Annotated in this window: 18 protein-coding genes; 6 read left to right on the top strand and 12 right to left on the bottom strand. The window is 53.2% G+C overall.

Annotated features, from left to right (window positions below; translation table 11 throughout):
* Nucleotides 1–275: 275 nt before the first annotated feature.
* Nucleotides 276–1,031, bottom strand: a complete 756-nt coding sequence (locus FPZ49_RS24880; RefSeq protein WP_261381600.1) for a YheC/YheD family protein — start codon at nt 1,029–1,031, stop codon at nt 276–278.
* A gap of 4 nt (nt 1,032–1,035) precedes the next feature.
* Complete coding sequence (locus tag FPZ49_RS24875) at nt 1,036–2,238, bottom strand: threonine synthase (protein ID WP_144852209.1); 1,203 nt, start codon at nt 2,236–2,238, stop codon at nt 1,036–1,038.
* 231 nt (nt 2,239–2,469) lie between these two features.
* Between FPZ49_RS24875 and panD the strand changes: the two genes are divergently transcribed.
* Entirely contained in the window at nt 2,470–2,880 is a 411-nt protein-coding gene (gene panD, locus FPZ49_RS24870; protein ID WP_144852207.1) for an aspartate 1-decarboxylase, read from the top strand.
* Between the two features lie 80 nt (nt 2,881–2,960).
* Here panD and FPZ49_RS24865 read toward each other — a convergent pair whose 3' ends face one another.
* Nucleotides 2,961–3,818, bottom strand: a complete 858-nt coding sequence (locus tag FPZ49_RS24865; protein ID WP_144852239.1) for a sugar phosphate isomerase/epimerase family protein — start codon at nt 3,816–3,818, stop codon at nt 2,961–2,963.
* 168 nt (nt 3,819–3,986) lie between these two features.
* On the bottom strand, nt 3,987–4,433 hold the full coding sequence (locus FPZ49_RS24860; RefSeq protein WP_144852204.1) for a hypothetical protein: 447 nt from the start codon (nt 4,431–4,433) through the stop codon (nt 3,987–3,989).
* 252 nt (nt 4,434–4,685) lie between these two features.
* On the opposite strand from FPZ49_RS24860, the gene FPZ49_RS24855 reads away from it, so the two are divergent.
* Complete coding sequence (locus tag FPZ49_RS24855) at nt 4,686–5,426, top strand: MBL fold metallo-hydrolase (protein WP_144852201.1); 741 nt, start codon at nt 4,686–4,688, stop codon at nt 5,424–5,426.
* A 72-nt stretch (nt 5,427–5,498) separates the two neighbouring features.
* Here the strand turns inward: FPZ49_RS24855 and FPZ49_RS24850 are convergent, their stop codons facing one another.
* Complete coding sequence (locus tag FPZ49_RS24850; protein ID WP_144852236.1) at nt 5,499–7,328, bottom strand: ABC transporter ATP-binding protein; 1,830 nt, start codon at nt 7,326–7,328, stop codon at nt 5,499–5,501.
* A 43-nt stretch (nt 7,329–7,371) separates the two neighbouring features.
* Nucleotides 7,372–9,117, bottom strand: a complete 1,746-nt coding sequence (locus FPZ49_RS24845; RefSeq protein WP_222429961.1) for an ABC transporter ATP-binding protein — start codon at nt 9,115–9,117, stop codon at nt 7,372–7,374.
* A gap of 214 nt (nt 9,118–9,331) precedes the next feature.
* Here FPZ49_RS24845 and FPZ49_RS24840 point away from each other — a divergent pair, with 214 nt between their 5' ends.
* Nucleotides 9,332–10,456 (top strand): glycoside hydrolase family 88 protein, encoded by a 1,125-nt coding sequence (locus FPZ49_RS24840; protein WP_144852195.1) that lies wholly within the window; start codon nt 9,332–9,334, stop codon nt 10,454–10,456.
* A gap of 87 nt (nt 10,457–10,543) precedes the next feature.
* Here FPZ49_RS24840 and pyrH read toward each other — a convergent pair whose 3' ends face one another.
* The 3 genes from pyrH to FPZ49_RS24825 all read right to left on the bottom strand — a co-directional run bounded on the left by pyrH (nt 10,544) and on the right by FPZ49_RS24825 (nt 14,580).
* Nucleotides 10,544–11,284 (bottom strand): UMP kinase, encoded by a 741-nt coding sequence (pyrH, locus tag FPZ49_RS24835; RefSeq protein ID WP_186446070.1) that lies wholly within the window; start codon nt 11,282–11,284, stop codon nt 10,544–10,546.
* 206 nt (nt 11,285–11,490) lie between these two features.
* Nucleotides 11,491–12,510, bottom strand: a complete 1,020-nt coding sequence (locus FPZ49_RS24830; protein WP_144852192.1) for a CapA family protein — start codon at nt 12,508–12,510, stop codon at nt 11,491–11,493.
* Nucleotides 12,511–12,627: 117 nt separating this feature from the next.
* Nucleotides 12,628–14,580 carry an ATP-dependent DNA helicase gene (locus tag FPZ49_RS24825; RefSeq protein WP_144852189.1) on the bottom strand — a complete coding sequence of 651 codons (1,953 nt, stop codon included), beginning with the start codon at nt 14,578–14,580 and terminating at the stop codon, nt 12,628–12,630.
* A 178-nt stretch (nt 14,581–14,758) separates the two neighbouring features.
* Here FPZ49_RS24825 and FPZ49_RS24820 point away from each other — a divergent pair, with 178 nt between their 5' ends.
* A complete protein-coding gene (locus tag FPZ49_RS24820) occupies nt 14,759–15,439 on the top strand; it encodes an SIMPL domain-containing protein (RefSeq protein WP_261381599.1) in 681 nt (226 codons plus the stop codon).
* Nucleotides 15,440–15,487: 48 nt separating this feature from the next.
* Here the strand turns inward: FPZ49_RS24820 and FPZ49_RS24815 are convergent, their stop codons facing one another.
* A complete protein-coding gene (locus tag FPZ49_RS24815; RefSeq protein WP_144852185.1) occupies nt 15,488–17,218 on the bottom strand; it encodes a proline--tRNA ligase in 1,731 nt (576 codons plus the stop codon).
* A 155-nt stretch (nt 17,219–17,373) separates the two neighbouring features.
* Nucleotides 17,374–17,547 carry a hypothetical protein gene (locus FPZ49_RS35995; protein ID WP_186446069.1) on the bottom strand — a complete coding sequence of 58 codons (174 nt, stop codon included), beginning with the start codon at nt 17,545–17,547 and terminating at the stop codon, nt 17,374–17,376.
* Between the two features lie 98 nt (nt 17,548–17,645).
* Here FPZ49_RS35995 and FPZ49_RS24810 point away from each other — a divergent pair, with 98 nt between their 5' ends.
* Nucleotides 17,646–17,945, top strand: coding sequence for a hypothetical protein (locus FPZ49_RS24810; protein ID WP_144852182.1), 300 nt, complete (start codon nt 17,646–17,648; stop codon nt 17,943–17,945).
* Nucleotides 17,946–18,002: 57 nt separating this feature from the next.
* Nucleotides 18,003–18,596: a YdeI/OmpD-associated family protein gene (locus FPZ49_RS24805; RefSeq protein WP_144852179.1), complete on the top strand. Its 594-nt coding sequence runs from the start codon at nt 18,003–18,005 to the stop codon at nt 18,594–18,596.
* A 45-nt stretch (nt 18,597–18,641) separates the two neighbouring features.
* On the opposite strand, the gene FPZ49_RS24800 is transcribed toward FPZ49_RS24805, so the two are convergent.
* Nucleotides 18,642–19,631 carry a helveticin J family class III bacteriocin gene (locus FPZ49_RS24800; RefSeq protein ID WP_144852177.1) on the bottom strand — a complete coding sequence of 330 codons (990 nt, stop codon included), beginning with the start codon at nt 19,629–19,631 and terminating at the stop codon, nt 18,642–18,644.
* Between the last annotated feature and the right edge of the window lie 333 nt (nt 19,632–19,964).

The following is a 19,964-nucleotide window of genomic DNA, read 5'->3' as shown; positions in this document are numbered from 1 at the left end:
TAACATAAAGTTCGGGTGCCACTGACATCTCTCGAATAAGGGATGTCAGCGTTTCTTTTAAAGAGCTCGCGTACAATTCCAATGACAAAACCTCCTCGTTTTTCAAGGGGCTTCGCCACATTTTTTTAACTGCTTGTCAATACCTATTTCGCATTTTTGCGCAAAAAAAGAGCGGGCTATCTTTTCGATAACCTGCTCTTGTTCTTGATTTTGGACACTATGCCTTAACTAAATGACATTGCCAAAGCAGGAGCCTTTCTCTCAGTTCCACTGCACTACCGCCGCTTTTTTCCTCTGCTGCGATATGCACGAACGGTTCGTTTGATTTTCCAATAAAAGGTTTTATCTTTGAGTAAAGCAAACAAGTCATGCGAAGGAAAATCAAAGTTCACTTCTATAATCCACAGCCGCCCTGACGAATCCATCGCAAAATCGATCCCGATCTGCGACGTATACTTATAGCTGTTAAACCGTGAGCAGATGGCATGACTAAGACGGATCAGCCGTGATTTCATCGCCTGGATCTGATCGGTCGACAGGTTCAGCGATCGGGAGAGCGCTTGATCCACTGTGATCGCATACCCGCCTCCACGCCGGACATTCGTAACGATGCTGCCCTGCCCGGCGACCTTGGCCAGCATGCCGCAATACGTCCATGCGCCGGTCCCTCCTCTAAGCATCATCACGCGAATATCGTAGCGCCGACCGCCGACTTTGGCTAAATCAATGGTTTTCTGCACGATGTGGGGCTTCGAGCCGAAGCGTCGGCGCATATGCCGATACATCTCCTGCACCGTTTCGAACGACTGCACCTTACCCCGTACGAACACATAATGATAGCGGTTGTTCTGCCGCCACGCCTTCATGACGCCTTTACCGGTATGCTGCAGATTCGGCTTCACATAGACGCTGCCAAACCGTCCAAGATAAGAGGATAATGTTTGCTGGTTCAGCAACGCAGTTTGGGGCATATACGGCCGAAAACGGGCATCCCTCGCATAAAATCGATACTGGCTCCATTTTCCCGGCATAATTCTATTTCCCCTTCCATTGGACAACATCGGCGTAGGTTCGGACCACCGGCACTGTCAGCTTCGGCAGCAAGAAGTCATATTTAAGCGCATGGGAAGTATTGAACAGTACGACGCTGTCCTCCGCACCGATCCATCCTTCCTCGCACAGCCGCATCAGCCCGGCCCACGTAGCGGCCCCCTCCGGCGACGCCGAGATTCCTTGCTCTCCAAGCGATTGCTGCGCTTTCAGAATCTCGGTTTGCGTGACGGCCACGGCGGTTCCCTTCGTCTGCTTCAGCAGGTCCGCAATGAGTCCGCAATCCGGCGGCTCAGGCACGCGAAGACCGGTAGGCAGTGTATCGCTGGACGAGCCCCCGGCGCCAAACCCCTGCACGCTATCAACGACCGGCTGACAGCCCGCCTCCTGTACGCTGACCAGCCGGGGCAGCTCGCCCTGTACCCAGCCCAGCGCCTTCAATTCGTGGAACGCCTTCCACAGCCCGATGATCCCGGAGCCGCCACCGGTCGGATAGACGATCACATCCGGCAGCTGCCAATCGAGCTGCTCCGCCAGCTCCAGCCCCATTGTCTTCTTTCCTTCCACACGCCCAGGCTCCCGCATCGTGCCGGTATTAAACCAGCCCTCCGTCACCTTTCCTTCTTCAACGATCCGGCCGGCATCATGGATGAAGCCATCCACTAGGTACAGCTGTGCCCCATAATGCAGACATTCCTGTATAATCAGCTCCGGACAGTCCTTTGGCACAAACACATACGCCTCCATGCCTGCCCGGGCACAATAAGCGGCCAGCGCTGACGCTGCGTTGCCGTTGGATGGAACCGCCGCCTTCGTCATTCCTCGTTCGTGCAGCAGCGAGACGGCGCTGGAGAAGCCTCTGGATTTAAAGCTTCCTGTTGGATTTTGCTCTTCCCGCTTCACATACAGCCGCTTCAGAGGCAGCTGCGCTTCCGCCCGATCCAGTCGGATGAGGGGTGTCCAGCCCTCGCCAAGCGAAACGACGGCGTCTGCCCGCTGCACCGGCAGCAGCTCGATATATCGCCACATCGAGGAGATCCGGTCGGTGAGCGCCTCCTTAGTCAGTGTCCGCTTAACGAGCTCCAGATCGTACTCCACCATCAATAAGCCTCCGCATGCGCACCTGGAAACGAGTCCCATCGGCTGCGTCTGTGCACACTTCATACAAGTTAACCAACATTTGATCATGATGCACCTCCACGTGTTATGGCAGGCTGCCTGTTAGCAATGGACCGTTCTGACGAAGGAAGAAATCATCTATATCACGATACAAAAGCCGAGCCATTTCTGGAACGGCTTCCACCTAGTTGAGTTGAACTTACAATAGTTTTCCTCCGGGTGACGATAGGCGGCGAGCCCGCATATAGTGGGAGGAGATCAACTGACCAACGTTATTCCAAAAAGAGGTGCGTGCAAAAGGTGCAGCGTTTGATGTGCAAGGGAAAAATTCACCGGGCAACCGTCACGGAAGCCGATCTGAATTATGTGGGCAGCATCACGATCGATGCGCTCTTGATGAAGCAAGCTAATATTCACCCCTACGAAATGGTGCAAATTACAAGCCTTCGCAATGCCACGAGATGGAAAACGTATGCGCTCCCCGCTCCGGAAGGCTCCGGCAAAATCTGTCTGAACGGACCTCCGGCGCACCTGTTTCAGCCAGGCGATATCGTCATTATTTTGAGTCTCGCGCTGTTCTCGGAGGAGGAGCTCGGGGGCCTCAAGCCGAAGGTCGTGTTTGTGGATGATCAGAACCGGATCGTGCGGGTCGTAGAACATGACATCGTCGTCGAAGAGCAGGATCGTGCGGCAGATGTAGATTCGGAATAAGCATGCAAAAAGAACCTCCATACCCGCCCAAGTAACTCCAGCGGGTAAAGAGGTTCTTTTCTACGTTTATGCAGCCTCGACTATGCCTCGTCCCACAGACGCCGGACATTGTCCAAGCCAATGCGCGTACCAAGACGGCAGTCTTCCATCCCTTCGAATTCAAGCGAAATGTATCCGTCATACCCGGAATGCTTAACGATGCTAACTATCTGCCGCAAATCCAGGTCTCCTTGCCCGGCAATCGCTCCGCGGTAAAAATTGCCGTTTGCCGTCCGATTAAACCCTTGACCCGGATTTCGATCCGCCGGGCGCAGGTAAAAGTCTTTGATATGCACCATGGACGCATATTCGATATTATGCTTGACCGCGACCACGGGGTTTTCCTCTACGCACACGAAATTCCCGACATCCAGCGTCGTCCGAAAATTATCCCGGCCCACCGCATGAATCAATGCCTGCACTCTATCGCTCGCCTGCATGTAGTAGCCATGGTTTTCCACGCTGGTCACAATCCCGTACTGCGCCGCATAATCGGCGATTTGCCGACAAGCCGAAGCGATCGAAGGCAGGTCCTCGATAAAACGGCCGATCGACGTATCCTTCCGTGAACCCGCATCATGGCGCATCCGTTTGACCCCGAGCCTAGCGGCAATGTCCACCTCGCGCTTGACCCGCTCGATCTCGAGCTCATACTGCTCCGTCGTTTCCGTAACAAAATTGGCTGCGATCGCATAGTTTGACACGTCTAGCCCACGTGCAGCGGCTTTTTCCTGAATCGCATCGATCAGCTCGGGGTTGTCCGTCAGCGAAAAACCTAGGGGCACAATTTCGACATGCTCGGCTCCCTGCTCGGCGATCCAATCGATAACGCCAAGGATGTCCATTTCCTGTGCTTTAAGCGCTTTTAAAAGGCTGTATGAGCTGATGCCCAGCTTCAATGCGTTCATCCTCCTCTAATGTATACGGTATTCGATGCCATATACATTCAAAGTAGCATGAATCGGAAGAAGAAGGAATGCTAACCATGACCATCCACATGGACTATGTGATCAGCACAGCGGCTCCTAAAAAACACAAAGGCCCGCGCGCGCGAGCCCTTTACTAAGTTATTGATGGCCACCGGTGCCAGTGCCATGGCCACTATGCCATTGTCCACTTGACCCATGTCCGCTTTGACCCCATTGTCCGCCTTGACCACCATGCCCGCCTTGGCCTAGGCCCCATTGTCCGCCTGGCATATGCCCGCCCGGCATGTGACCACCAGGCATTTGACCTCCAGGCATATGTCCGGCAGGCATATGTCCGCCAGGCATATGTCCACCAGGCCAATGTCCGCCAGGCATATGTCCGCCAGGCCAATGTCCGCCAGGCATATGTCCGCCAGGCATTTGCCCGTGTCCTGCCGGCCAATGCCAATGATGGTGCGTATGATGTCCTCCGTGCCAATGATGATGCGTTTGATGGCCGCCGCCATATTGCTGCTGCTGCCCCTGGGGCCTGCTCGGATCAAAATCAGAACCGCCATTGTGATAGGAACGGGAGTTTTTGCCCATCTAGCGCCTTCCCCTCTCAGACTTGGAATCGGGATGTAGATACACCATTAACCTATGCGCTGGCACAAAAAAGCGATGCTTATCCCCCCGAAGATAGGCATTTGTTCAGCTTCCAGCAGCCTGCATTACCATCTTCTACTATATTGACAAAAATTTATTTTTGTGATATGATATTATGTTTCGAGTTTGACTTCGGAGGCGATTTTAATTATTCTATTCAGTGGATTGGCAGAAAACCACTGGAGGGATACGATGCTAGTAGCTAATGGCTTAGAGATGCTCGACATTACAGCGCACCTGATGGGAGAAGTCCGGACGATCCACCCCACGCTGCTTTGGGACGAACACACAGTAATTCTGGTTGACACGGGCTATCCGGGGCAGCTTCCGTTGTTTCGCGAAGCGATAGAGAAAGCCGGCGTCCCCTTCGAGCGGTTGGACCGGATTATAATGACCCACCAAGATATTGACCATATCGGAAGCTTGCCAGCTATACTTAAAGAATCGTCTCACCCCATTGAAGTGCTGGCCCATGAGATCGAGAAGCCGTACATCCAAGGCGAGAAGCGACTAATTAAATTCTCAGATGAAATGGTCGCACAGATCGAGCAATGGCCGGAGGAGCGGCGCAAGCCTATGCTCGCTCTCATCTCGAACCTGCCGAAGGCCGACGTCCATCGCACGATCGAAGACGGCGAGGAGCTGCCGTACTGCGGCGGCCTTACCGTCATCACCACGCCTGGCCACACACCGGGACATACGAGCTTGTATCACCGCGGCAGCAAGACGCTTATCGCCGGAGATGCGCTGAACGTGATCGACAGACAGCTGACGGGCTCGATCCCGCAATATTCCACGGATCCGAAGCAAGCGGTCGAATCACTTAAGAAGCTGGCCGCTTATGATATCGAGACGGTCATTTGCTACCACGGCGGCGTATTTAGAGGCAACGCCAATGAGCGAATTGCAGAGCTAGCCAACGCCAATAGCTAATAGCCAAGCAATGCAAAAAAACGGATGAAAGCCGCTGCATATCACGCGCGCGATTTTCATCCGTTTCTTATATTAACCGGTCTCCACAGCGATGTTTTTGAACTGGTTGAAAAACATCCGGTGGTACGCTCCTTGCTCCTGAATGAGCCTGTCATGGCTGCCCTTCTCGATAATCGCCCCGCGATCAATGACCATAATGGTGTCGGCTTCACGGATCGTATTCAGCCGGTGCGCGATGATAAAGCTGGTCCGCCCCTGCATCAGATGCAGCAAGGCGTCTTGGATATGAAGCTCGGTCCGCGTATCGATGCTGCTGGTCGCCTCATCCAGAATGAGGATAGACGGCTTCGCCAGAATGACCCGCGCAATTGCAAGCAGCTGCCGCTGCCCTTGACTGAGATTGCCGCCGTTTTCCGACAACAGCGTGTCATACCCGTTCGGGAGGCGCTTAATGAACACATCGGCGTTCGCCATGGCTGCGGCCCGCTCCACCTCCGCGTCCGTCGCGTCCGGCTTCCCGTACTTAATGTTCTCCTTAATCGTCCCCGAGAACAAATACGTGTCCTGCAGCACGATGCCAAAGCACTGGCGCAGGCTGTCCCGCGTGTATTCTTTAATGTCCCGGCCGTCGATCCGAATCGTACCGCCCGTGACATCATAGAATCGCGTCAACAGGTTGACGATGGTCGTCTTACCAGCTCCAGTAGGGCCTACCAGCGCAGTACTGCTGCCTTGTGCCGATTCGAAGCTGATGTGCTGCAGAATCGGCACATCAGCACGGTAGCCGAAGCTGACATTTTCGAAGACGACATGTCCCTTCGGGTTGACCAGCGCGACAGCGCCTGGCTGATCCTCTGGCTCTTCTTGCTCATCGAGCACTTCGAAGGCGCGTTCCGCACCGGCGACGCCGGATTGCAGCACGTTGAAGATGTTGGCCAAATCGTTGAGCGGGCGGACAAATTGCCTAGAATAGCTGAGAAAGCTGGCGATGACTCCGACGGTAATATGTCCGTTGATCGCGAGCACCCCGCCCACTACTGCTACGGCAGCAAAGCCGATGTTGTTAATAACGGCGAGGAGCGGCATTAGGAAGCCCGACCAGATCTGCGCTCTGAGGCCGACCGAAGCCAGCTTTTCATTGACCGCTTGGAACTCTTCAATCGCCTTTTCCTCATGGTTAAACGCTTTGACAACCTGCAGCCCGGAGATCGTCTCCTCAATATGTCCGTTCAATCGGCCCAGCTGCGCCTGCTGATCTTTAAACAGCGCACTGGTTCGTTTGGTAATCGTCCGCGCCAGCAAATAAACCAGTGGTACGGTAATGATAGCCGCAAGCGTAAGCAAAGGACTGAGTACGAGCATCATCACAAGAGAGCCGATAATCGCGATCGCTCCGGTCATCAATTGGGTTGTCGACTGGGAGATCGTGTTGCTCACGTTATCGATATCGTTGGACAGCCGGCTCATAATTTCCCCATGGCGCCGGCCGTCGAAATAGGCAAGCGGCAGCTTCTGAAGCTTCGAGAAGAGCGTTCCCCGCAGGTTCATGACGATCCGCTGCGAAACGCCGGCCATCAGCCAGCCCTGCAGGAAGGTCAGCGCGCCGTCCGACACATAAGCCGCAACAAGCGCGAAAATGACGAGGTGCAAATAGTCCATGCTCTGCGAAGCATCCTGATGAGCCATCGTATCGACGGCCAGCCCGATCAAGTAAGGGCCCGATAACGTTATGGCGGAATCGATCAAGATGAAGGTAAAGATTAGGCTCAGCCATTTGCGCTCCTTGCCGATGAACTGCCAAATGCGCTTCATCGTGCCTTTGAAATTTTTGGGCTTTACTACCGGACCGCCTCGGCCAAAGCCTCCACCCGGTCCGCCCGGTCTTCCCATCCCTTGCATCATCGGAATATTCGGCTGCTGCTGGTCTGCAGCGCCCCTGCCCGGCTCATTCGGCTTTGACATCCTGATACATCTCCTTTCCGACCTGAGACTGATAAATCTCCTGATATACTTGGCAGGATTTCAGCAGCGAATCGTGCGTCCCGATCCCTACAATTTCACCGTTGTCCAAGACGACGATTTTATCCGCATCCATAACGGACGTAATCCGCTGGGCAATCAACAGACAAGTGAGATCCTTCGCATACAGCTTCAGCTTTTCTTTGATCCGCGCCTCGGTTGCTACATCCACCGCGCTTGTACAATCGTCCAGGATGAGAATTTCAGGCTTCCGCACCAATGCTCTAGCAATGGATACCCGCTGCTTTTGACCGCCGGAGAAGTTGACGCCCTTTTGGCCGAGCACGGTTTGGTAGCCCTCAGGGAAGGTGCTGACGAAATCATGCGCTTCCGCGATTTTGGCCGCCAGCTCGACTTCCTCTTCCGTCGCGTTCTCTTTGCCCATCCGAATGTTGTCCATCACGCTGCCGGTGAACAGCACCGTTTTTTGCGGCACGATCGCGATTTTTTCCCGCAGCTTCTTCGGATCGAGATCCTTCACATCTACGCCGTTCACCTTAACCGAGCCGCTTGACGTATCGTAGAACCGCGGAATGAGCCCCACCAAGCTGCTCTTCCCCGAGCCGGTAGACCCGATGATCCCGATTGTTTCGCCAGGCAGGCACGAGAGCGTAATGTTTTTCAGCACCGGCGTACCGGCTGTCCCATCATAAGAAAACGAGACGTTTTGAAACTCGACCAGGCCTCGCACGTTGGTATCCGCCGTAACCCCTTCCTTCCAGGTCATGGCATTTTGCTGCTCGAACACTTCGCCGATCCGCACTGCCGACGCTCTCGCCCGGATGAACATATTAAATACCATGGAGATCATCATGAGCGCAAACAAAATCTGCGTCATATAGTTGATAAACGCAATGATATGCCCCACCTGCATCGTCCCACCGCTAACACCGCTGCCTCCGATCCACAGCACGGCAATGATTCCGAAGTTCACAGTCAGCATAATGGCCGGGTTAAAAATCGCCATCGCCCGCATCGCTTGTGTCGATTTGGCACGATATTCCTGGTTCGTCTGATCGAATTTGTTCTGCTCGTAATCGAACCGGTTAAAGGCTTTCACGACGCGCACGCCGGACAAGTATTCCCGCATGATCCCGTTGACCTGGTCCAGCATCTTCTGCACACGCAAAAAACGCGGAAAACCGATCTTCATATTCATCACGATCAGGAAGGCGACAATCGGAATAACGACGACAAGCACCACCGACAGGTGCGAATTGAGCCTGGCCGCCATAATGAGACCCCCGATACAAAGCATCGGCGCTTTAACGAAGATGCGCATCAATCCATTGATAAAGTTCTGCACCTGCGTTACGTCGTTCGTCATCCGGGTAATAAGCGAAGCCCGTTCGAATTGATCGATATTTTCAAAGGAAAACGTCTGAATTTTTTTGAATAAATCGAATCGTAACTCCGCCCCGAATGCTTGGGACACCCGGCTCGCGATCACGTTCCTGCTGGACGCCGCAATCGCGCCTAGTCCTGCAATCAGCAGCATCAAGCCGCCCATGCTCAGCACATAGCTCAACTGTAATCGTGCAACGCCTTCGTCGACAATTCTAGCCATAATCGTAGGCATGCTCAGATCCGCGAGCGCTTCAAGCATGACAAAGAAAATCGCTAGAAAAAAGCGTTTCCAATACGTTGAAGCATATTTTTTCAAGAAGCCCACATCGAATCTCCCCCTATAAGCATGTAGTTCTATATAAAACATACTCCTATGTATGGAAATTGTCATCCCCTTTTCGAAAAAAAATGTAGGAAACCGAAATATTTTTGCATAAAGATTTGTATTTTAATTTAAACGTTTAAATGGTATAATCAACCTGTTATTGAAACGTTTTAATCCATCATCTTCTCGTTAATCGATTAGGAGGCCATCATCCATGAATCAAGCTTACATCGACAACGTAATGGAACGACTGCAAGCCAAGGTAGACCGCATGATCGAGCAAATCGGGAGCAAATGCCCGCATGTTGCCAAGGAAGACGGAAAATACGACGATACGCCGTCGCATGCCTGGACCTCCGCATTTTGGCCAGGACTGCTGTGGATTATGCATGATGTGACCGGGAAAAAGCAATATCGCGACGCCGCATGGGATTGGGATGCAGATATTGAGCAATGGTTTGCCAAAGCACTGGTCGGCCCTGGACAAGGCTTGCACCACGACGTTGGCTTCCAGTTCCTCCCTACCGCGGTCATCAAGCATACGCTCACGGGCGACGAAGACGGCTTGCGCCGGGGTTTGGAAGCGGCCAACTTCCTTACGGGGCGCTTTAACCTGGCGGGCGGCTTCATCCGCGCGTGGAACATGGACCGGATCGGCTGGGCGATCGTCGATTGCATGATGAATCTGTCCCTGCTGTTCTGGGCATCGGACGTGTCCAAAGACCCGCGCTTCAAGCAGATTGCCATCGCGCATGCGAATACGGCGCTGGAGCATTTCGTCCGTCCTGACGGGTCCACCAACCACATCGTCGTGTTCGACCCGGAAACAGGCAAAGTTGTTGAAGCCTTGGGCGGTCAAGGCTTTGCTCCTCAATCGGCCTGGAGCCGCGGTGCTTCTTGGGCAATTTATGGCTTTGCCAATACGTACCGCTACACCGGCGACATCCGATACCTCGAAGCAGCGAAGCGGGTGGCGCACTTCTTCCTCGCCTCCCTGCCGGACGACCATGTCCCGCACTGGGATTTCCGCGCAGACCATCTCGAGAGCGAGCCGCGCGACAGCTCGGCAGGCGCTATTGCCGCCTCCGGCCTGCTTGAAATCATGAACCATGTGCCGGAAGCCGAGGCGAGGTTCTATCTGGATTCGGCAAAGAAGATCCTCCACTCGCTGACGGAAAACTATGCGACCTGGGATCAGCCGGAGCACGAGGCGATTTTGCTGCATGGCACCGGCAACAAGCCGGCCGGCATGAACATCGATGTGTCGTTGATCTATGGCGACTATTACTATGTTGAAGCATTCGCCAAGCTTAGTGGCTGGAAGCATCGAATTTTCTAATCGAATGGAAAAGCAAACAACCCTAACCTCCCCCAAGGCTAGGGTTGTTCGTTTATGCCCCATACATGACTCTTCTAGCCATTTAGCTTATTCCACAAAAGACAGCTCTGAGCTGCCGCTAATCAGCGTGCCATTGTCGATCCCAAGGCAGATCTCCTTCATCGACCCGACGCGGTCGAAGTTGAACACATGAATCGGCAGTCGGTAATCTCTCGCCAGGATGAAGGCCGACTGATCCATCACCTTCAGATCCCGCTGGATCACATCGTTATAATGCAGCGTCTTATACTGCCTCGCGTCATGATGCTGCTTCGGGTCGGCCGTAAATACGCCGTCCACCCCTTGCTTGGCGACGAGGAGCGCCTCGCAGTTCACCTCAATCGCCCGCTGCACCGAGGGATAATCCGTCGTAACATACGGCTGCCCATTGCCGCCCGCGAAGACGACGATGTATCCTTTTTCCAAGTGATGAATGGCCCGTAACCGAATGTACGGCTCCGCAACCGACGCGATCGGTAAGGCCGTCATGACGCGCACCTCGCGTTCCGTCTTCGCTTTCAGCACGCCCCTGAGCATCAAGCTGTTGACCACCGTAGCCAGCGTTCCGATATTATCCGCCTCGGCCCGCTCAATTCCCCAGCTTTCCGCCATGTTGCCCCGGAAAATGTTCCCCCCGCCGACGACTAGCGATACCTCTACCCCAAGCTCCACGACGGACAAAATCTCCGCTGCAATATGCTCCAGCCGCCCCGGATCAAACCCGAATTCGCTGCTACCCGCCACCGCTCCACCGCTCAGCTTGATTAACACTCGTTTGTACCTCAACATCGCATGCCACCTCCGGTTATGTGCAAAAAAAAACACCAAAGCATCAAATGCTTCAGTGTTGAAGTGAAATGGAAATAGGTGTCAATGAATATCGAAGATGGCACCGCTGCAGCCAACCGAAATCGAGACAGGACATATTTCCACTCCTTCACTCTATAGTCAATTAGTTATTATATGCAAGCCGAGTGAGGATTGCAACACCTTTGCTACTCGACTTCAGATCGCAGCATCCGCAGCGTATGTTTGGCAGCCGATCGGAGCTCCTCGCCTTTCTTCCCCGCCTGTCTCGCAATGCCCACTTGAGGAATCGGAACGACCTGGTATCTTCTTCCTTTGGTAACCACCTGTTTACAAACCCGAGTAGGAGTAAATTCCGGCTCCGCAATCGTAATGCGTCCATCCTCATCCTTCGTCACGCGCAGTTGAACGATGACGCCGTTACGTGTATAAGGATTATTATTCAGCGTGGTCGAGATAAAATTGCCCATCGAGTACACGACAAACTGCTTGTTCTCCAGGTACACCGCGGGCTGAATAACATGCGGATGCGACCCTAAAATAATATCAGCTCCTGCGGCAAGCAGCGAATGGACGATGCGTTTTTGCTTCAGGCTGGGCATATGCTTGTATTCGACTCCGAAATGAACACAAACCACGGCGAGATCGACGTGCTTCTTCAATTCCTTTAGATCGGAGAGCATCTTGCGCTCATCGGTCAGATTGATGCACCATGTTTGATGGCTTGGCACCGGAATTTTGTTCGTGCTTTTGCTGTAAGCGAGAATGCCCACCTTGATGCCTTCGACCTCTTGTATCGTAAACTGTTGTGCGTCTTCCTTCGTCCGGTACGTTCCGGTATGCGCGATACCGAGCTGATCCAGCACAACTAAAGTGCGGTTCAGCCCTTTAATGCCCCGGTCCATGCAATGGTTATTCGCCGTCGTGAGCACGTCAAATCCGGTGTCCTTCAAAGCCTGGGCGAGCTCGTCCGGGCAATTGAACATATAAAACCCGGTCCGATGATTTTTCTTCGTATATCGCTTCTCCCGGCCAGCCAGCGGAATTTCCAGATTGCCGATCGTCAGGTCTGCCTGCTGGAGCATCGGAGCGACATGGCGAAAGATTGAGCTAAAATCATACATATCACTATCCCGCTTCGAGGATTCAATCAAGCTCGTCGACATCAAAATATCCCCGACAGCAGCAATCGTAATCTCTTGTGGCACCACGGATCACATCCTTCGCTGATGGACTGGTTCGACTGACTTGGACTGATACCAATCTATGCAGTCTGTACCGATGTGTCCGGGCTATCCATTCTTGCCTATGAGACCGCCATCCGCTTACGCAAGCGTCTCTTGCAGCTCTACACCTTGCGGCAGCACGGCCTCGATCGAAGTACGAAGCGCCTGCTTTTGATGCAGCTCCTCGCTAAAAATAGCCACAATCCCGTGATCATCACGGGAGCGAATCAAGCGACCCAGCCCTTGGCGCAGGCGAAGCAGCATGTATGGAAGATCCACCTCTTCATACGGCGCAGCCGAGGCGCTCCGTTTGGCCATGAACACCGGATCCTGTGGCGGAAAAGGCAGCGACCAGACGATCACGTTCGACAGCGATGGCCCCGGCACATCGAGCCCTTCCCACAAGCTGACCGCACATAGCACACTTGGCTCGTCGTGCTGGAAGGCAGCGATCAGATGCGTGATCTCCTGCTCGCCTTCATACAAGAAGCGAAGTCCGGCACATTCCGGGAACCGCCCGATCTCCTGCTTAAATCGCAGCAGCTCATCCTTGCTCGAGAACAGCAGCAGCGCGCGACCCTCGGTTCGTTGAAGCAGATGGACGGCAGCAATCATTTTTTCGTTAAAATGATCCTCCGAAGCCCAAGCCGGCGCAACAGCCTCCATCTGATTGGCATAATCGTACGGTGAGGCAACCGAGAAAGACATATAGTCCTCGATCCCCAAGCTATCCGCCACATAGCGGAAGGAACCCTGCACCGACAGCGTCGCCGAGGAAAAAACAATCGGCATCTTCGCCCCAAACACCCGCTCGCGCAGCACCTCTTTGACCGCTCTTGGCATGATGGACAAGGTGAGTCCGTTATCGCTTTCCATCGCCCAAGTGATCAGCTTATCCGACTGCTGAAACAAGCTGAGCGCCCGCTGCATCATCTCCAGATGCTCCTCGACGATTTTCAGCTCATAGTCGTTTAACGTGTGCAATCCGCCTTCAAAAACCAGCTCATCCTCAATCGTGGCGAGCACGTTACGGAACTGGTTCACGGCTTGCAGCAGCGGCTCGTCCCACCGTATATGCAACCGGTCCGATCCCGCAATCGGTGTACAGTGACGCACAATGTCGGCGAACAGCATCTCGCTCTGCAGGATCGCTTCATCGATCAGCACGGCCAGCGATTCCCGGATTTCCCCATTCAGCAGCCGGGTAATCAGCTCTTCGAAGACGTTATGCTTCAGCTTGTACGTTAACGCTTTCTGCGCCGCCGATTCTAGCAAATGCCCTTCGTCGAAAATAACCGCACAGTGATCCGGCAGGAGCGGCAGCTGCCCTTCCCGCTTGCGTCCCTCGTAAGTCCAAACATGCTCCATATAAAAATCGTGCGAGCAAATGATCAAATCCGAGGAGCGCCGATAGTGATCCCGGGAGAGCGTCTGTCCACAGCGATGGCGCTTGTCGCACACAAAACAGTCTTGGAAGGTGTCCCAGTTGATTTTATTCCACTGCTCATCCGTCAAATGCGGATAATCCTTGCGGTCGCCATACGCATGAAACGCCTGTAGCGTATCGTGGGAGTAGACAAAATCAGGCAGCGCGTCGTATACGTCATCAAACAGCTCCGATTCCTCATCTCGGAAGCGGGCGTCCTCCAGCTTATTCAAGCACACATACTGATGCTGCGACTTACCTAAGCGGGCGTCAATCGCAAGGCCCACATGCTCCGCCAGCTTCGCGATATCGCCTTCCGGCTTGACCAGCTGGCCGATCAAGGACTCGTCCGCACAGGCGATGATCGCCGGCTTGCGCATATACCTCGCATAGCAGACCGCATACAGCAGGTAGGCCAGTGTTTTGCCCGTTCCTACCCCGGCTTCTGCGAACATCGTCTTCTTCTCTGCAAAGGCGCGCTCCAGCTGAAACGCCATATAAATCTGCTCATCCCGAACCTCAAACCCGGCTTCAGGCAAAATATCGTAAAACACATCCGCCACCCAATCGCCTACTTGCGGCAGGAAAGGCTGCGACGGATCATGAGTAAAAGGATACCGTTCCAATACGAGAGAACCTCCAGCTTTGAGATAAAAAAATAAACGTCCTATCAATATAACATATTTTCGACATTTTTCGTAGCCGCACATTTCATGAGCATCATTCCTACTTCCCGCCATATGACTAGTAATAAGAAGCCAATACACTGACAACGGTTAACAGTTGAAGTAAAGGATGTGACCTATGAATTATTACCCTGCCATGTCTTATGCCCCCGCGATGACGATGACGCAAGCGGTGCCCTCCGGCCAGAGAAATACCCTTGAGGTGATTGGAGAAGGCTCGTCAACGGCAGCCCCGGACAAAGCCGTGATCGTACTCGGAGCCATTACGGAAAATGTAAGCCTTAGCGTCGCCCAAAAAGAAAACGCCGACGCCGTCACGAGCATTCTAAGCGCGTTAACCAAATTAGGCATCCCGAAAGAGCAAATGCAAACCGTCACCTACCGCATCGATACGCAATATGATTACGCCGATGGCCATCAAACCTTTCGCGGCTATCAAGTGACTCATATGCTGCAAATTACGATACCAAACGTGGATCGAACCGGCCTTGTGGTGGACACTGCAGTTGCAAGCGGCGCAAACCAAGTCAACAGCATCCAATTTGCCATGGCGCATCCGGAGCAGCATTATCGTCAAGCACTGGCTGAAGCTGTCGCAGACGCGCGATTGAAGGCTTTAACGATTGCCGGCGCGCTTGGTGTAACCTTGTACCCGGTTCCCGTGCAGGTGCAGGAGCGTTCGCTGGGAGCCGAGCCGTCTCCATTGCCGATGGCCAAATTCGCGATGGCTTCCGCCACTCCGATTCAGCCGGGGGAGCTGAAAATCGCAGCTGCAGTCAAGCTCGTGTTCACCTATTAAGTGGAAAAAACCGGCTGCACTCGCTCGCACGCAGTCGGTTTTTCTTCCTTACATTTTGTTAACGGCATTAAGAATGCACGTTATCCCCTCGTCCACGGTCATGCTTGCCGCCTCCGGCGTCCCCCGCTCCTTGAACTCGATGCGCTTCTCGCCTGCCCCTTTGCCCACGACGATCCGGAATGGGCTGCCCATTAGATCGGCATCCTTCAGCTTTACTCCAGGACGCTCGTCGCGGTCATCGAGCAGCACTTCGATCCCCGCTTGGCGCAGCCGGTCATAGATCATCTTCGCCAAGTCCCACTGCACCTCATCCTTCACCGAAATCGGCACAATATGCACCTGGTATGGAGCGATTGAAGCTGGCCAGATCACACCGTTAGCATCGTGATGCTGCTCCACAATCGCCGTCATTACGCGTGAAACGCCAATGCCATAGCAGCCCATCATCATTACCTGCTCTTGGCCGGTGCGGTCAACGTACTTCGCGCCAAGCGGTGCACTGTACTTCGTGCCCAACTTAAACACATGACCGAGCTCAATCCCGCGGTAAAAATGCAGCGTCCCCTCCGCACAACGCGGACATGGTTCGTGCTCACAAGCATTGCGGAAGTCCCCGACCTGAGTGAGCGTAAAATCGCGGCCAGGACGCACATGGGCCAGATGGTAATCCTGTTTATTCGCTCCCGTAATACAGGATGGCATTTGAGCAACGTCATGATCCACCAAGACCGGAATCGTTAACCCCATCGGTCCGGCAAAGCCTACAGGAGCGCCGGTAACCTTCTGTACTGTTTGCGCATCCGCCAGCTCGACCGAATCCACTCCCAGATGATTTTTCACCTTGATCTCGTTCACTTCATGGTCTCCCCGCACGCAGACAGCACACACCTGACCATTGTCAGCTTTATAGATCAGCGTTTTTATAAGCTGGTTGGCGGTAGCACCTAATGCAGCGGTAAGCTCCTCAATTGAATGCAGGTCCGGCGTGTGCAGGCTCTCGATCTCGCTTTTATCGGAAGAAGCGGCGGATGAATCTAAGCTGAAGCTTGCTCCCCTCCGTCCCTGCTCCGCCCTCTCCAGATTGGCGGCATAGCCGCAATCGCTGCAAGCCACGACCGTATCTTCGCCGATGTCCACGAGCGCCATAAATTCATGAGTGCCCCCCTCTCCGCCAATCGCCCCCGCATCGGCCTCCACCGCTCGGAAGTTCAGTCCGAGCCGTGTAAAAATCCGATGGTAGGCTTCATACATCCGCCGGTAAGCTATCTCCAAGCCCGCTGCATCCGCGTCAAAGGAGTACGCGTCCTTCATCAGAAATTCCCGGCCGCGCAGCAATCCGAAGCGGGGACGGCGTTCGTCGCGGAACTTCGTTTGAATTTGATACAAATTGAGCGGCAGCTGGCGATAGGAGCTGACTTCGCCCCGAACAAGCGTCGTGATAACCTCCTCATGCGTTGGCCCCAGCGCGAACTCCCTGCCATGGCGGTCATGAAGACGAATCAGCTCCGGCCCGTAGGCCGAGTACCTCCCGGATTGCTGCCACAGCTCTGCGGGCTGCATCGCTGGCATGAGCAGCTCCTGCGCCCCGGCCTCATCCATTTCCTCGCGCACGATGTCCGCGATTTTTTTCAACACGCGCCAGCCGAGCGGCAAATACGTATAAATCCCGGCCGCTACCTGCCGGATCATGCCTGCGCGAAGCATTAGCTGGTGGCTGGCCGTATCCGCATCCGCCGGCGCTTCACGTAAGGTAGGTATAAGCAGTGTACTTTGTCGCATCGTTATCTCCTCCTGGAAAAAGACTTCATTAAAAAACAAAAAAACGCACTCGTAAGGGACGAATGCGCTCGTGGTACCACCCTAATTTCCCGCCATTGCCTCATGACAGGACTCCATCGGATAACGGGATGCTCCCGGAAGCGGCTACTGTCCTCTTACAGGTTCGCCGCTGCAGCTCTCAAGGTGGGAATCGTTTCATCGTGTCGGGAAGCCTTGCAGCCGGGGGCCTCCTCTCTGTACAACCGGTACGAAACGTCAGATCCTTGGTCGTTGCTATTGTGCATATCAATAATTTTTTCCACTTTACTCCATTCTCTAAGATTAGTCAAGGGATGAAAGCCCCTGCCGTTAGACACTCTACTTGCGTTCCTTCGCGGATGCCAGTACATTAAAATACTAGAGACAGCAAGCAAAGGAGCCCCATTCGATGAACAAAAAAGAGATGGAAGAACAAATCATCCGCAACTTCCAGCAGGAGGAGCAAATGATGATTCTTGTTTTCGCACAGTGGTGCGTGAATCATGAGCTCGATCCAGCGGTTCTGTACACGCGTGCTTACCCGGACCAAGAGGCGAATCCCGCTTTGCAGCAGGTGCTTGAGCTGACCGTGCCGAAGGAAGAAGCTGGCGAAGTACCGGATGCCACGGTGCTAGGCGTCTTGTCGCTGTTCGGCAATGAGGAGCTGGCGTTCGTCGTTACCGAAGAGATTGCCAAACGTAAAGGTTGATGTATAATCATGTAAAGACAATATGTGGAAGAAACCATTGAAGCGAGGTGCTCTTAGATGACCAACAGCACATTGAATCCTAAGGTGGATGGATTTTTAAGAAAGGCCAAGCAGTGGAAGGACGAATTCGAGAAGCTGAGAGAGATTGTGCTTGACTGTGAGTTAACCGAAGATTTCAAGTGGATGCATCCTTGTTACACATTACAGGATAAAAACATCGTGTTAATCCACGGCTTTAAAGAGTACTGTGCGCTTCTGTTTCACAAAGGTGCCTTGCTCAAGGATACCCATGGGATTCTAATCCAGCAAACCGAGAATGTTCAAGCGGCGCGCCAGATCCGATTCACCAACGTGCAAGAAATCGCGGCCATGGAAGACATTTTGAAGGCCTATATTTATGAAGCCATTGAAGTGGAAAAAGCCGGGCTGGAAGTGTCGTTTAAAAAGAGCACCGAATTCCCGGTTCCCGAAGAGCTGCAAACGAAATTCGATGAACACCCCGACTTGAAAACGGCATTTGAAGCGTTGACACCGGGGCGGCAGAGAGCTTACCTTCTTCATTTTGCCGAGGCCAAGCAATCCAAAACAAGAGTGTCCAGGATAGAAAAATATATGCCGCAAATTATGAGTGGCAAAGGCTTAAATGATTAGAGCATCTCAACGGGGTTGAGATGCCCTTTCTTTTTTATACAGAGATTAAAAGATGCTGTCAGCCACGTAGTAGATTTTTTGCGTATTTTGTTTATTCACGGTGTCTGGAACGATATTGAAATAAACTCTGCTATCTTTCGTCTGTACACCCTCGATTTCGTACATTCCCACATTGGTAATGTTCGCAAGCGTTTTGTAAGCTCCCGTGTTGTCCATCATCGCAATTTGAGGGGTATCACCTGCCGCACCGCCAGAGGTGAAGATTTTGGTTTTATCAAGCATATCTACACCTTGGAACGACCCGTTGGGCCTAACGATTTCAGTCCCTGACTGCGTGAAGCTAGTAACACAGGCACTCACTGCGGCCGCACTGTTCATTTGCACCTGCTCATTGCTGTCCAGCAGCTGGTTCAAAGCGACCGTGTCATAAATGGACCAAGTGACGGTTCCCTCCTCCGTCTGGACGCGGAACACGGTATAGGTGCTGTTGCCGCCGGCATCAACCCGATAGGTTGTCCCTAGGCTGGTGCCGGTCGTGTCGGCGTAGTTCATATAAGTGAACCGGTGCAGGTCGGTGTAATCAACAGTAGTGCCAGGCGAATATTCCAATCTGGCTACTTGGAGAGACCAGTAGTAGGTAGGATCTGTATCAGCTTTGGAGCTGAAATATAAATAATTGATGCCGTTGTAGGTGTACATATCCAGCGTTTGGCAATGGCCCGCATTGGTGATCGTCATCTCATCCACGTATGTCGCGGTGCTTCCGCTCATCAGCAATCTGGACAAATAGCAGTTTGACCCCGAGCGCTGAGTGACGTATAGATACGTGGAGGCGACGTAAAATTTTTGCACATTCAGATTGTGGTTCAATCCTTTGAGCGTGTACGCAAGGGTGGCCGAAGCGTTTACCGTTGTCGCAGGTGTAGCCGCAAACACGGGCAGCACCGACAAGCTCCAAATCAGGATGGAGAGAACAACGGAAGTCAGAAGCTTGATTGGCTTTATTAAAGGGCTTGATACAGAAACTTGATACATACGAACAATACCTCCATTCAAAATGAGCTTGCCATTGGAACATGCGCATTGAACTGACCTGCCTTCTCGCTTCCCTCCCTCCCCTCAGAATCCAACTCTCCGCAAGCGGCGGGCAACAAAAAAACCCGAAACATTATACCTCTCCCTAAAGAAGAAGTCGTAATGTTCGGGTTCTCTCTGGACTCCACCCACATAACGATCGTTGCGTTAACCGCTTACATCCCCATTATTATCCAGCTGTTACTTACTGTCAAGTTAAGGTTTTATGTTCACGGCACTTGAATGACAAAAGGAACGGTGAACATGGAGATGCTGCTCGGCGTCGGCACTTAG

This window comes from Paenibacillus cremeus, assembly GCF_007786445.1.
GTDB lineage: Bacteria > Bacillota > Bacilli > Paenibacillales > NBRC-103111 > Paenibacillus_G > Paenibacillus_G cremeus.
Note: the sequence above shows the minus strand (reverse complement) of the source record. Positions and strands in the feature narration are given on the sequence as shown.